Raw genomic sequence first — 11,998 nt, 5'->3', positions numbered from 1 at the left:
CCGGACCAGTTCGCCCTGGAGGTGGCCGAAGGGCTGGTACCGGCCCGGACCCGCCTGCTGCGGGCTCGCCGCATCCTCGCCGCCGAGGTCTACGACCCACCGACGCCCGAGCAGCTCGCGGAGGTCGAGAAAGCCCGGAAGGCGGCTGCGGAGTACCTCACCCGCCGGATGCCGGAGGCCGACGCCCGGCCGGTCCTGGCCGAGCCCGACGAGGGCCCGCGCACGGGGCCGGACATCGTCGCCCCGCTGAAGGGCCTCGACGTCTCGCACCTGATGGCGAACCTCGACCGCAAGCGGGTGTCGGCGTGAGCGCGGCCCGCGCCGTCGCGCGCTCCCCGGCACAGGTCCTAGTTGGCGACTGGTTCGCCGAGATCGATGCACTGGACCCGTGGGTGAGGCCCTGCCAAGGCGCGGTGATCCGCCAGTGGCCGCGCGCTCGGCAGTCGATGCTCGACTTCCTAGATGCCTGGGGCGAGACGGCGGTCGGCCTGGGCTGGACCGACGTACGGCTGTTCGGCGTCCACCGGCTCGCGGCGATGGACCGGGTCGATTCCTGCGGCGGCGCGGCGTTCTGCTTCCCCACCGTCGTGGAAGCGATGGACGCCCACCACATCCACTATGCCAACGGCCTCGTGCATCGCGGCATGACCAACCCGGCCGACAGCATCCCGCTGTGGGAGTTCGTGAGGAGCGCCCGCGCGCGTGCTGGCTGAGAACCTGTTGCGTCGTATCGAAGGCCCCGACCCGCCCTCCACTAACGGGCCATGGACACAAGATGTCGTCTTCCAATGGATGGTAGCGACGTGGAAAGCTGATCGGCGGGAGACCTTCGAGGGACGAAGTTCGTCGGTTCACAGCGCAGGCAGTTGGAGTGCGCTGTACCTGCCGGCCACGCATCACATGAGGGATCAGGCACGGAACTACCTAATGGCGTCCGTCTGGGCGGCAGCTGGGGGGGAAAGCTTTCGCGACCTATGTCTGCGGAGAGGATGGTCACGTTCAACAGCCACTCGGTGGCGTCGATGGGCACTCCAACACATCGTGAACGGCCTAAACTCAGAGGCAGATTGAAAAATTCAGTGCGGCAAATGTGTAAAGGCCGTGCACAACTGTTCCACCTATCGCGGCGTCGGTAGCCAACCCTTAACCCTTCCTTTAGCATGGGCGGAAGCTTTTGAGCTGTTCAACTGCCGGTTAAGCTGAGCGGCGAAGTATGATGTTTATGGAACTGGATCGGCAATATACGCCAATGGCAAGGCGCACAAAGTATCGCACTCCGAGCGATATGCGCACCATTGGACTGCCAGCATTGCTCATGCAGGTTCGCAGACCGGCACTGGAAGCCAAGCAGCTCGACTTTTTAAGCTCTGCTAAGCAATCTGGCATTGCACATTTATACTACTCCGGAAATGTTGACGTCCTATGTCGCCCTGCGATTTCAATCGTTGGTACTCGAGATGTTAGCGACGAAGGCCGGCGCCGGGCACGCAAATTAGCTCGTGAGCTAGTAGCAGTAGGCGTGACTGTTGTGAGCGGTCTGGCGAAAGGCGTCGATACTGAAGCGTTGTCGGCGGCCCTTGAAGTGGGTGGGAGAACTGCCGCAGTTATCGGCACTCCGCTAGATAAAGCTTATCCTGCCGAAAACGCCGCGCTTCAGGAGCAGATTTACCGGGAGCACCTCCTGCTCACGCCGTTCAACATTGGGGAAGTTACCTACAGAGGTAACTTTCCGAAGCGCAATCGTGTAATGGCAGCAGTCTCAGATGCCACTGTGATTGTTGAGGCTTCTGACACCTCCGGAACATTGCATCAAGCTGCCGAATGTGGGCGCCTTGGACGATGGCTATTCATTATGCGCTCTGTTGCTGATGACAAAGCTTTGTCTTGGCCAAAAAAATTCATAGATAAGCCTAAGGTGGCGGTAATTTCGTCAACTCAAGATATTCTTGATAACCTGAAGAAATGACGTCCCTTAACACTCATACTTTTTGCAAGTATCTTACGACGAAAGGGAACTGGCGCAACCAGGATTACCATTCGCGTATCATAGTCAAAAGCGTTAAAGGCGAAGAATTTGATGGCTACTGGGACAAAGTAATTGGCGGCAAGCTAATTCGTCTCGATGCAACAAATAAGGAATACACATCACGTCTGGCGGCATCATTTATGGGCAAAAAGTTGCTCGATCTGAGCAATAAAGAAGTTACACTGGTCCCTATACCGAATAGCAATGCTTGCGTTGGCGGGCAAAGAAATTTCAATACCAGACTGTTCGCGGATAGCATTGCCAAGAGCGCACAGGAAAGAGCGGTAGTGCGCACCGCCTTTCTATGGAAAAATCCCAAAGAAAAACAGCATAAACAAGATGGTTACCGTCATGCTCGCCAATTTATCCCGTTGCTCGAAGTTGTCTTCAAGCCCAAGCGGCCTGTTGTGTTGATTGACGACATGATTACTAGTGGTTCACAAATGCTTGCCTGCACTTATCTTCTAAGAAAAGCTGGCGTTGAGGTATTATTTGGGATGGCAGTAGGCCGACAAACAAAGATCCAGGAAGACGGAGTTCTCAGTTGGGATGAGAAGATCATCACCCAGCTCATAATGTGACGGGGACGATTAACCCCAGCGATAGGCGCTTGACAGTGGTGCCAGGTTCGCTCGACCCACGATCTAGGCCTGGCGCTAAGGACTGGGCCGGCACAGGGGTAACACCGTGACCGCGTCGGCCAAGAAGTCGTCCAGCACCACCCGCACCGCTCGCTCGCCGGCAACGTCCGGCCGCCGCCGCAAGACGGTCTCCCTCGCCCGCGTCACCGCGCGCGATGTCGAGGTCCAGGTCGGCACCGCCTCCGTGCGGAATCCCTACGACCCGTCGACCTTCATCACCGCGACCGTGAATCGTCGCGTCGACTTGCTCGCCGCCGAGCGCTCCGCCGGCCGGATCACCGAGGCGCAGTTCCTCGTCGGCCGCACCCTGCAGATGCTCTGGGAGAAGCAGCTCGGCGTCCGGTCCGGCGGCACCTGGGACAGCACCACGTCGAACGCCGGGCCCGGCTCGCTCGCCGTCTCCCACGCCTTCACCATCGAAGACATCCGGATGCTGGGCCGCATCGAGACCGCCCGCGCCGTGAAGGCCTCCAACGAGCGGGTCGCCTGCGTGATCGGTGATAGCGGCGTCTGCTTCCTCCGTGCCATCCTCGCCGAGGGCTTCACCTTCGGGGCCTACGCTGAGGCCCGCGGGCGCGGCAGCAGCGAACGGGCGTCCTCCGACATCGCCAAGCGGTTCCGCTGGCTCCTCGACGAGTTGACCGAGGCGCAGCACACCGCCCGGGCGCCCGGTGCGGCTCCGGCCCGGGATGGGTACGCGGCGCAGGCCGATGCGGTGCCGGAGCGGCTGGAGCGGTCGGCGGCGCTGGTGGCGGAGCAGGCGGAAGCCGCATCGGCGGATTGACCCGACGGGCAATCCATTGCAGAACGTCACCGTCGCACGACACGCGCCCGGGGCTCATCGCCGCCGGGCGTTTTCGTTGGCGGCGCATTGGAATGTAGCTCAGTCGGTAGAGCACCGCCCTGTTAAGGCGAGGGTCGCAGGTTCGAGCCCTGCCGTTCCAGCCAGTTTCCGCTCAATACCGCGAACCCGCTCAACAGCTTAGGCGTTTCGAGCACTGGACGCGGCCGGGCTTCGTGACATGATCGGCACCCGATGATGACGGATCGCGAACGCGCCGAGCAGGTCGCCGACCTGCTCCGCATGGCCGACCGCCTCCGGGTTCCGGGGCATCGGCACACCGTCGACATGGTCATCGAGGCGCAGGACGAGATCCGCGCCGGTCTCCGCCGGCTCCACCGCGACCTGACCGGCGCCGAGCTGCCGCGCGAGTCTGCGCCGCGCCGGTCCGTCGTCGCCTCGTTCCAGGCCGGCGTGATCGCCGGGACCCGCGCGACAGTTGCGTTCCGGGGTCGCTCCCGCGTGGTCGCGGCCCGGGCCTGACGTGAAATTGGAATGACTGCCTCCGACCAGGGCGGATCGGAACCATTCCAGAGCAAAAATCAGGGAAAATTCCAAATTCTCTGAGTGCTCAAGACATTTGGAAATCCAGTTGATGTAAGCTTCCAAAGTCTTGGCCGAACTAGGATGAGAAAACCATGCAGGGCTCCGACCGCGTCAAGCGTTTGAGGGGGCGCGCATCAAGTAAGCCCGTGGCGAAAGAAGCCTCGAAACCGAAGGTCGTAGCCTACCTGCGGGTCTCGACCGAAGGGCAGTTCTCAGACGGGCATGGACTGGACGTCCAAGAGAGAGCCGTTCGAGCATTTGCACTTAGCCAAGGCTACCAGTTGATCGAGCTGGTGACCGACTGCGTTTCGGGGGCGACCGCGCCCGTCGAGCGCGAAGGCTTCCGGCGCGTCATGGATCTGGCTGGCGAAGGCGCATTCACCATCCTGCTGCTCTACAAATTCGATCGCCTGGCCAGGAACGTCCTGCACGCCGTCACAAGCGTGCATCAGATGCGCGATCAGCACGGGATCGTCATTCGCTCCGTCACCGAGCCGATCGATACCGCCACCCCGATGGGCGAAATGATCTTCACCGTGCTCGCCAGCATGGCGGCGCAGGAGCGGCAGGTCATCACCGAACGCACTTTCGGCGGACGCCGTGAAAAGGCGGTGAAAGGCGGCTTCGCAGGCGGGGCTGCTCCCTACGGGTACCGCCGAGACAAGGATGGCGGACTGGAAGTCGTCGAGGCCGAAGCGGCTGTCGTCCGGCGGATCTTCGACGAGCGCGCTGCGGGCCGTACCTTGCAGGCGATCGCCGCTGGGCTGAACGCGGATGGACTGCCCTCCAAGCGGGGCGGCCCATGGCAGGTCTCGTCGGTGGCCTACGTCGCGGACAATCCGAAGTACCGGGGCGCTGTCGAGTACCTCTTCACCTGGAACGGTGCGGACACCCACGTCCTACGCGAGGGTCAGCATCAACCGATCCTGCTGCCCTGAGCCTCCCGGCCAGGCGAGCTTGAGGCCGCCCGCCGATGACTGCTCGCCCAGACTGGACGCCGGCGCAGGCCGACTAGGCCCGCCGCGATCTCCAGCGCGACCCGGCCGCATCCGCCTACTGGATCTGGCTCAAGGCCCGCCGCGAGGCGGGGGCACGGAAGGCGCGGACTGCATGAACGCCGTCGTCCTTGCCCGCCGCCTCGCCGGCCTCGCCACCACCATCGACCGGGGCCGGCCCACCGCCGCGCACTGGGTCGCCGCCCTCGCCCTAGCCGCCCAGGCCGATCCCGTCCCGGGCCAGTACCGCGAGGTGGCGTTCACCGCCGGCCGCGCGTCCGTCCGCCTCCATCCGCTCAGGACCCACGCATGACCCAGAGCCCCGCCGAGCTCGTCGACCAAGTCGAGGAGCAGGTCACCGCCATGCTCGGCACCTCACTCTACGAGGCCGAGCGCGCTGCGGTCGACTTCGAGGCTTTTGCCGGCGTGGCGAGCAACAGCTTCCGCGAGCGGCTCGCCAGCCTGATCGCGGACGAGATCCGCACAGCCTCCGAGCACCATCAGGGTGCCCGCCGGCAGGGAGCCAGCCTGTGAAGTACATCGCCCTCCTCCGCCGCCTCGTGGCCAAGCCCGCGCCGGTCCCGCCGGTGTCGACCACGGTCGTCTATCGCGGCGAGACCATTCTCTCGAACGGCTGCGGTCGCTGATGCCCCGCGCCTGTGCCCTGCTCCTCCTCGCCGGCATCGCGCTGGCGGCCCTCCAGCGTCGGCGGCCGGTTGCCGTCCATGCCGAGTGCGACCTGACCACCTGGGTGCTGCCCGACGGCACCACGCTCCACCTCTCGCCCACGGTGCACTGATGGCGAACGAGAAGCTGCGCGATCTCGCCATCCTGCTCGCGGCGCTGGGCATCGTCGGCTTCGGCCTGACCATGGGCGTGCTCAGCACGGTCGCCAAATGGGAGGCCTGCCGGTCGACCGGCGCCTATGCCGTGGTCTGCCTGCACGTGGCGGCGTCGTGATGCCTCTCCTGGCCGTGATCCTGGTGTGTGCGCTCTCGACCGCGCCGGCCGACTGCACGCGTGACACCGCGCTCGACGTCGTCACGCGCCCTGTCGCCATGCCGATGGAGTGCGCCAAGATCGGCGAGTTGACCGGCGCGTCCGCCCTCGACGTGCGCCGCGAGGATCGCCGCTACCTCATGGTCCGCTGCGAGCGCCGGAAGGGCTGATGGTGGTCCGGCCGCGCCCGCCCGAGGACCTGCTCGGCGCAGAGGGTGCGATCACCGAGACCCCGGTGCGCCCGGCACACGACCTACTCGCCTGGATGCGCGCGACCTTCATCGACGAGGACGCGCCGCTCCTGAACGAGGACCACGTTCACCTGCGCAGCGCCCGCCTCGGCGTGCTCTGGTGTGCCGTGCCGAACGCTCGCCAGGGCAAGGCCGTGGTCGGCATGTGCGAGACCACCGGGTTCATGGGGAATCGATGGGCGAAGGCCCGGTTCGAGCAGCAGATCGTCGGCTGGTTCGGCTGGATGCCGCACTTCCTGCTGACCTTCGACGCCGATTACGCCGACCAGTGCAGCGACGCGACGTTCTGCGCCATCGTCGAGCACGAGCTCTACCACGCCGGCCAGGCCAAGGACCGGTGGGGCGCCCCGCGCTTCTCGAAGACGACGGGCGAGCCCGTGTTCGAGATCCGGGGCCACGACGTCGAGGAGTTCGTCGGCGTGGTGGCGCGCTACGGCGCGGGCCACGCGGCGGGCCAGACCGCCGCCCTGGTCGCGGCTGCCAACCGCGCGCCCATCGTGTGCGAGGCGGAGATCGCGGGCGCCTGCGGCACATGCGGGCGCTCCCTGACCGGAGCCTGACAGATCCATGGCTCAGAACAGCCTTCCCGACGAGGTGAAAACCTTCGTCGTTCAGCAGCTTGCGTGCTTCGAGACCCCCTCCGACGTGGTGAAGGCCGTCAAGGAGGAGTTCGGGCACGAGATCACCCGCCAGGCGGTCGAGTATTACGACCCGGGCAAGCGCGCCGGCGCCTCGCTCTCCGAGGAATACCGGACCCTGTTCGCAGCCACGCGCGAGGCCTTTCTCGCCGACACGGCTGCGATCGGCATCTCGCACAAGGTGGTCCGGCTGCGCACGCTGGCCCGGCTCGCCGAAAAGGCGGAGCGGGCCGGCAACATGGTCCTGGTCGCCTCGCTTCTCGAGCAGGTCGCCAAGGAGTGCGGCGACGCCTTCACGAACAAGCGCCAGGTCGAGAACACGGGCAAGGATGGCGCCCCGCTGATGGACGGCGGCATCACCGTGACGTTCGTCCGGCCGGCGCCGGTGCCCGATGCAGGTTGAGTTCCCGGAGAAGCTCGACTTCCTCTTCGAGCCAGCCCGCTACAAGGTCGCCTACGGCGGGCGAGGCGGGGCGAAGTCCTGGGGCTTCGGGCGCGCCCTGCTGCTGCTCGGCGCCCAGCGGCCCTTGCGCATCCTCTGCGCCCGCGAGTTCCAGAACTCGATCGCGGAGTCGGCGCACGCCCTGCTCGCACAACAGGTCGATCTCCTCGGGCTGTCCGCCTACTTCGACACCCAGGAAAAGCGGATCCTCGGGACCAACGGGACCGAGTTCATCTTCAAGGGGCTCCGGCACAACGTCGCCTCGGTGAAGTCGACCGAGGGCGTGGACATCTGCTGGGTCGAGGAGGCCCGCACCGTCTCGAAGGCCTCGTGGGACGTCCTGGTCCCGACGATCCGCAAGCCGGGCTCTGAGATCTGGATCAGCTTCAACACCGAGCTGGCAGAGGACGAGACCTACAAGCGGTTCGTGAGGACGCCGCCGACCGGGGCCCGCGTGGTCAAGATCGGCTGGGAGGATAACCCCTGGTTCCCCGACGTCCTGCGCCAGGAAGCCCTCGACCTGAAGGCGCGCGACCCGATCGCCTACGAGACGGTCTGGGGCGGCAACTGCAAGCAGGTCCTGGACGGCGCGATCTACGCCAACGAGATCCTGTCGGCGAGCAAGGCCACGCCGCCGCGCTTCGGCAAGGTGCCGTTCGATCCGTCGAAGCCGGTGCACACGTTCTGGGATCTGGGCCGGGCCGATAAGACAGCCATCTGGTTCGCGCAGGTGGTCGGCTTCGAGTTCCGGCTGATCGCCTATTACGAGAACCGCGGCCACGCGCTGCAGCACTACATCGATTACCTGCGCACCGTCGCCGAGGAGCGCCAGTACGTCTACGGCGAGCACTGGCTGCCGCACGACGCGCAGAACGAGCTCCTCGCCTCGAAGCGCACCATCGAACAGCAGATGTGGGACGCGGGCCACCGGGTCCGCATCGTCCCCAAGCTCACCGTGGCCGCCGGCATCGACGCGGCCCGCCTCCTGTTCGCGCGGTGCTGGTTCGATGAGGACCTCTGCGCCGACGGCCTCCAGGCCCTGCGGAACTACCGCTACGAGGTCGACGAAGCGACGCAGCAGTTCTCCAAGAACCCGCTGCACGACTGGGCCAGCCACGGTGCCGACGCCTTCCGGTATTTCGCAGTCGCGATTGCCGAGCCGCAGGCCCCGCCGAAGCCGCAGGACGGCCCGAACGACCGCTACGCGCGCCGACGGCGCAGCGACGCCAAACCATCAGGATCGGCATGGGCAGCATGACGGACACAGACGCCGATCGCAGCGCCGTGGCCGGCGAGCCCGACGAGCGGGCCGGTCTCGAGCGCGAGGCGACCTATCGCAAGCTCAAGGGCTGGTACCGCGTCGACCGCGATGCCTCCTCGAAGTGGCGCGAGGAGGCCCGCATCGACTTCGACATGGTCGCGGGCCACCAGTGGGACCCGGCCGACGAGGCTGCACTGCGCGACCAGGGCCGCCCCCCCATCACGTTCAACCGCTGCCTGCCGATCATCAAGGCCGTGGCCGGCTCCGAGGTGAACAGTCGCCTCGATATCCAGTACCTGCCCAGGGAGATCGGGGACACGGCGCTGAACGAGCTGCTGACCGAGGGCTCGCGCTACCTCGCCGACGAGGCCGAAGCGGAGGACGAAGAGTCGGACGCCTTCATCGACGTGACCATCTGCGGGATGGGCTGGGTCGAGATGCGGCTCGATTACGAGACCAATCCGGACGGCGCCTACGTCGAGGATCGTGTCAATCCGCTGGAGATGATTTGGGACGCCTCGGCAACAAAACGTAATCTTTCGGACGCGCGCCGCTTCTTCCGGGCCAAGTCGATGGACCGCGCCGAGGCCGAGGCGATGTTCCCCGACGCCGATCCGGCCGACCTGGATGCAGCCTGGGCCGAGGATCGCGACGGCGACGGCCCGCACAACCAGATCCAGCCCGGCCAGCGCCGTTCGGACCGGCCCGCCTCCGCCGACGAGGGCACCGCCCGCGTGACCATCGTCGAGGCGGTGTGGTGGGAGCGCAAGCGCGTGGCCACCGTGACCGATCCGAGCACGGGCGAGACGGTCGAGATGGACGATGAGCAGGCCTCCACGCTGGAGCGCCGCGCCGCCGCCCTCGGCATGGACATCGAGGTCCAGCGCCGGATGAAGCGCGTCTACCGCCGCGCCTTCCTCGGCAATGCCATCCTGGCCGAGACGCCCTCGCCCGCCGGTGACCAGTTCCACTACGCCTGCATGACCGGCGACCGTGACCAGAACCGGAACTCCTGGTTCGGCATCGTGCGCCCGATGCGCGACCCGCAGCGCTTCGCGAATAAGTGGCTGAGCCAGACGCTCGACATGCTCAACCGCCAGGCCAAGGGCGGCCTGCTGATGGAGACCAACGCGGTTCCCGATCAGGCGGCGTTCGAGGAGACTTACGCCAAGCCCGGCGCCATCTCGTGGGTCGAGCCCGGAACCCTGACCAACGGGCGCATGAAGGAGAAGCCCCTCCCTGTCATGCCGGCGGGCCACTATCAGATGATGGAGCTCGCCATCATGTCGATCCGCGACTCCTCCGGGGTGAACCTGGAGCTGATGGGCCAGAAGCAGCAGGAGCAGGCCGGCGTGCTGGAGTACCAGCGCAAGCAGGCCGCCATGACGATGCTGGCCAGCCTGTTCGACTCGCTGCGCCGGGCCCGCAAGCACATCGGCCGCGTCCGGCTCTACCTGATCCAGAACTTCCTCTCGGACGGGCGCCTGGTGCGCATCATGGGCGACGGCGTGACCCGCGTCGTGCCCCTGCTCCGGGACAAGACGGCCGGCGAATACGACGTGGTGATCGACGACGCGCCCGCCTCGCCGAACCAGCAGCAGGTCGTGTGGCAGACCTTCACCGCGGTGCTGCCGATCATCAAGGACATGATCACACCGCAGGTTCTCCTTGAGGTCCTACCGTACTCGCCCTTCCCGGCCTCGTTCGTCGCGAAGATGCGCGAGCTGCTCGCCCAGGCGCCGACCGATCCGCAGGCCGAACAGCAGCAGCAGATCGCGGTGCAGACCGCCGTGGCGAAGATCCAGGACCTGACCGCCGGCGCCGCGCTCAAGAACGCCAAGGCCGGGCGCGAGGCGGCCCTGACCCAAGGCGACCACATCGACGGCTTCGCGAAGGTGGCGGCCCTCGCCGCTCCGCCCGAGCAGCCCGCATCGGCCTTCGCGGCCTAACATAGGATCATCACATGGCTGTCGAGAAGAACGCGGTCCGCAAGGACACGCGCTGGATGTTCTGTGCCAACGTCGTCGTGGTCGACGAGGTCACGTCGGAGCACGTGATCTACCGGAAGCACGACACCTTCGGACTGCCCGAGGTGACGACCCTCCGTAAGTTCCTCGACTGCGCCCGCGATCCGGCCACCGCCGAGCATGAACGGCTGATGGATGGTCTGCTCAACGCCAGCCACGACCTGCCGTCCGACAGCGAGACCGGCAAGCTCCTGAAGCTCCTACGCGATGCTGCCATCTGGCATCTGGAGCGCGCGTGTCCGTCCCTGCCCGTCTACGTGGCGCCCGTGATCCCGCCGAAGGCCGCTCCCATCGAGGCCGAGATCGTCGCGAAGGCCATGCCTGCCGTCGAGGTCGAAGAATGCTCGACCGCGATGCCGCTGGCCTACGAGCGCCTGGTCGAGGACGAGCCGCCCGCCCGCAAGCGCCGCTTCGCCTGATCCCTCCCCGCGCGGCCGGTAGCGTCCCACCGGCTTTCGTACCCTTCACGTCACGAGGACACCCATGAACGACGACTTCAACAGCAGCGACGACGCCTTCACCGCCGACGAGGAGGCCGCTTGGGGCGCCATGTCGTCTGGCGAGGCCGCTTCCGAGCCCGCCAGCGCCCCTGCGCCCGCCGCCGGTGGCGAAGCTGCTCCGGCACCCGCCGCGCCCGCTGTCGCCCCTGCTGGCGAGGCTGCGGCCCCCGGCGAAGTCGTGGATCCCGAGAACGAGGACGGCGGCGCCGACGAGAACAAGGGCAAGTTCGTCCGCCATGGCGCATTCCACCAGGAGCGCGAGCGCCGGAAGGCCGTCGAGCGCGAGCGCGACGAGTTCCGGGTGACGCTGGCGCGCATGGAAGAGCGCTACCGCATCCTGAGCGAGGGCGGTGCGGCCCAGCCGGCCGCTGCGGCCGCGCAGGCCCCGGCCGAGCCCGAGACCCCGCCCGATCCGAACGAGGACATCTTCGGCTATGCGAAGTACCTGGAGAAGCAGATCCAGGACATTCGCGCCGGCCAGACCCAGCTCACCGAGGCCCAGAAGACCGAGCAAGCCCAGCGTGTCGAGGCGACCCAGCGCAACGAGGTCCTGACCGCCTATCGCGGCGACGTGCAGCGGACGATCGCGGCCCAGCCCGAGTTCGCCCAGGCCTACGAGCACCTGTTCTCCGGCCGAATCGCCGAGCTGCAGCTGCTCGGTGTGCCCGAGGCCGACGCGGTCCAGGCCGTGCGCGAGGAAGAGTTCGGCATCGTGCAGGCCGCGATCCAGGCGGGCCAGTCCCCGTCCGCTCGCCTGATGCAGCTCGCCAAGCTGCGCGGCTTCGCACCAAAGGCCGCTGAGCCGGCCGCGCCCGCCGCCCCGGCTGAGAC

General features: G+C 66.4%; 17 protein-coding genes, 1 tRNA gene and 1 pseudogene. All 19 read left to right on the top strand.

The window, feature by feature from the left end; translation table 11 throughout:
- Positions 1–309: pseudogene (locus K2X24_RS13310) on the top strand (hypothetical protein); the annotation flags it as partial.
- Positions 306–713: a hypothetical protein gene (locus tag K2X24_RS13305; RefSeq protein WP_292498861.1), complete on the top strand. Its 408-nt coding sequence runs from the start codon at positions 306–308 to the stop codon at positions 711–713. The pseudogene K2X24_RS13310 and the gene K2X24_RS13305, both read left to right, overlap by 4 nt.
- A 509-nt stretch (positions 714–1,222) precedes the next feature.
- On the top strand, positions 1,223–1,966 hold the full coding sequence (locus K2X24_RS13300; protein ID WP_292498859.1) for a DNA-processing protein DprA: 744 nt from the start codon (positions 1,223–1,225) through the stop codon (positions 1,964–1,966).
- Positions 1,963–2,607 carry a hypothetical protein gene (locus K2X24_RS13295; protein WP_292498857.1) on the top strand — a complete coding sequence of 215 codons (645 nt, stop codon included), beginning with the start codon at positions 1,963–1,965 and terminating at the stop codon, positions 2,605–2,607. The genes K2X24_RS13300 and K2X24_RS13295 overlap by 4 nt, the downstream gene beginning before the upstream one ends.
- Positions 2,608–2,713: 106 nt before the next feature.
- A complete protein-coding gene (locus K2X24_RS13290) occupies positions 2,714–3,451 on the top strand; it encodes a hypothetical protein (protein WP_292498855.1) in 738 nt (245 codons plus the stop codon).
- A gap of 88 nt (positions 3,452–3,539) precedes the next feature.
- Positions 3,540–3,615 (top strand) — tRNA-Asn (locus K2X24_RS13285).
- An 88-nt stretch (positions 3,616–3,703) separates the two neighbouring features.
- Positions 3,704–3,991 (top strand): hypothetical protein, encoded by a 288-nt coding sequence (locus K2X24_RS13280; RefSeq protein ID WP_292498853.1) that lies wholly within the window; start codon positions 3,704–3,706, stop codon positions 3,989–3,991.
- A gap of 155 nt (positions 3,992–4,146) precedes the next feature.
- Positions 4,147–4,992 carry a recombinase family protein gene (locus K2X24_RS13275; protein WP_292498851.1) on the top strand — a complete coding sequence of 282 codons (846 nt, stop codon included), beginning with the start codon at positions 4,147–4,149 and terminating at the stop codon, positions 4,990–4,992.
- Positions 4,993–5,164: 172 nt separating this feature from the next.
- Entirely contained in the window at positions 5,165–5,362 is a 198-nt protein-coding gene (locus K2X24_RS13270; RefSeq protein ID WP_292498849.1) for a hypothetical protein, read from the top strand.
- Positions 5,359–5,583 carry a hypothetical protein gene (locus K2X24_RS13265; RefSeq protein ID WP_292498847.1) on the top strand — a complete coding sequence of 75 codons (225 nt, stop codon included), beginning with the start codon at positions 5,359–5,361 and terminating at the stop codon, positions 5,581–5,583. Before K2X24_RS13270 ends, K2X24_RS13265 begins: the two co-directional genes overlap by 4 nt.
- A gap of 112 nt (positions 5,584–5,695) precedes the next feature.
- Positions 5,696–5,848: a hypothetical protein gene (locus K2X24_RS13260; RefSeq protein WP_292498845.1), complete on the top strand. Its 153-nt coding sequence runs from the start codon at positions 5,696–5,698 to the stop codon at positions 5,846–5,848.
- A complete protein-coding gene (locus K2X24_RS13255) occupies positions 5,848–6,009 on the top strand; it encodes a hypothetical protein (RefSeq protein WP_292498844.1) in 162 nt (53 codons plus the stop codon). The genes K2X24_RS13260 and K2X24_RS13255 overlap by 1 nt, the downstream gene beginning before the upstream one ends.
- A complete protein-coding gene (locus K2X24_RS13250; RefSeq protein ID WP_292498841.1) occupies positions 6,009–6,218 on the top strand; it encodes a hypothetical protein in 210 nt (69 codons plus the stop codon). The genes K2X24_RS13255 and K2X24_RS13250 overlap by 1 nt, the downstream gene beginning before the upstream one ends.
- On the top strand, positions 6,218–6,859 hold the full coding sequence (locus tag K2X24_RS13245) for a putative metallopeptidase (RefSeq protein WP_292498839.1): 642 nt from the start codon (positions 6,218–6,220) through the stop codon (positions 6,857–6,859). The genes K2X24_RS13250 and K2X24_RS13245 overlap by 1 nt, the downstream gene beginning before the upstream one ends.
- 7 nt (positions 6,860–6,866) lie before the next feature.
- Entirely contained in the window at positions 6,867–7,340 is a 474-nt protein-coding gene (locus K2X24_RS13240; RefSeq protein WP_292498837.1) for a DUF2280 domain-containing protein, read from the top strand.
- Positions 7,330–8,637, top strand: coding sequence for a PBSX family phage terminase large subunit (locus K2X24_RS13235; RefSeq protein WP_292498835.1), 1,308 nt, complete (start codon positions 7,330–7,332; stop codon positions 8,635–8,637). Before K2X24_RS13240 ends, K2X24_RS13235 begins: the two co-directional genes overlap by 11 nt.
- Entirely contained in the window at positions 8,634–10,589 is a 1,956-nt protein-coding gene (locus K2X24_RS13230; protein WP_292498833.1) for a portal protein, read from the top strand. The genes K2X24_RS13235 and K2X24_RS13230 overlap by 4 nt, the downstream gene beginning before the upstream one ends.
- Positions 10,590–10,603: 14 nt before the next feature.
- On the top strand, positions 10,604–11,086 hold the full coding sequence (locus tag K2X24_RS13225) for a hypothetical protein (RefSeq protein WP_292498832.1): 483 nt from the start codon (positions 10,604–10,606) through the stop codon (positions 11,084–11,086).
- A 64-nt stretch (positions 11,087–11,150) separates the two neighbouring features.
- Positions 11,151–11,998 (top strand): hypothetical protein (locus K2X24_RS13220; protein WP_292498831.1); only part of this gene is annotated, 848 nt, incomplete at its 3' end.

The sequence above is a fragment of the Methylobacterium sp. genome, from assembly GCF_019750675.1.
Classification (GTDB): Bacteria; Pseudomonadota; Alphaproteobacteria; order Rhizobiales; family Beijerinckiaceae; genus Methylobacterium.
This window is presented reverse-complemented; position numbering and strand designations above follow the sequence as displayed.

What these genes read in the sequence shown, in the direction of transcription:
- K2X24_RS13300 (WP_292498859.1), top strand. Translation starts at nt 1,223, where the DNA reads ATGGAACTGGATCGGCAATATACGCCAATGGCAAGGCGCACAAAGTAT.
- K2X24_RS13295 (WP_292498857.1), top strand. Translation starts at nt 1,963, where the DNA reads ATGACGTCCCTTAACACTCATACTTTTTGCAAGTATCTTACGACGAAA.
- K2X24_RS13280 (WP_292498853.1), top strand. Translation starts at nt 3,704, where the DNA reads ATGATGACGGATCGCGAACGCGCCGAGCAGGTCGCCGACCTGCTCCGC.
- K2X24_RS13275 (WP_292498851.1), top strand. Translation starts at nt 4,147, where the DNA reads ATGCAGGGCTCCGACCGCGTCAAGCGTTTGAGGGGGCGCGCATCAAGT.
- K2X24_RS13270 (WP_292498849.1), top strand. Translation starts at nt 5,165, where the DNA reads ATGAACGCCGTCGTCCTTGCCCGCCGCCTCGCCGGCCTCGCCACCACC.
- K2X24_RS13265 (WP_292498847.1), top strand. Translation starts at nt 5,359, where the DNA reads ATGACCCAGAGCCCCGCCGAGCTCGTCGACCAAGTCGAGGAGCAGGTC.
- K2X24_RS13260 (WP_292498845.1), top strand. Translation starts at nt 5,696, where the DNA reads ATGCCCCGCGCCTGTGCCCTGCTCCTCCTCGCCGGCATCGCGCTGGCG.
- K2X24_RS13255 (WP_292498844.1), top strand. Translation starts at nt 5,848, where the DNA reads ATGGCGAACGAGAAGCTGCGCGATCTCGCCATCCTGCTCGCGGCGCTG.
- K2X24_RS13250 (WP_292498841.1), top strand. Translation starts at nt 6,009, where the DNA reads ATGCCTCTCCTGGCCGTGATCCTGGTGTGTGCGCTCTCGACCGCGCCG.
- K2X24_RS13245 (WP_292498839.1), top strand. Translation starts at nt 6,218, where the DNA reads ATGGTGGTCCGGCCGCGCCCGCCCGAGGACCTGCTCGGCGCAGAGGGT.
- K2X24_RS13240 (WP_292498837.1), top strand. Translation starts at nt 6,867, where the DNA reads ATGGCTCAGAACAGCCTTCCCGACGAGGTGAAAACCTTCGTCGTTCAG.
- K2X24_RS13235 (WP_292498835.1), top strand. Translation starts at nt 7,330, where the DNA reads ATGCAGGTTGAGTTCCCGGAGAAGCTCGACTTCCTCTTCGAGCCAGCC.
- K2X24_RS13230 (WP_292498833.1), top strand. Translation starts at nt 8,634, where the DNA reads ATGACGGACACAGACGCCGATCGCAGCGCCGTGGCCGGCGAGCCCGAC.
- K2X24_RS13225 (WP_292498832.1), top strand. Translation starts at nt 10,604, where the DNA reads ATGGCTGTCGAGAAGAACGCGGTCCGCAAGGACACGCGCTGGATGTTC.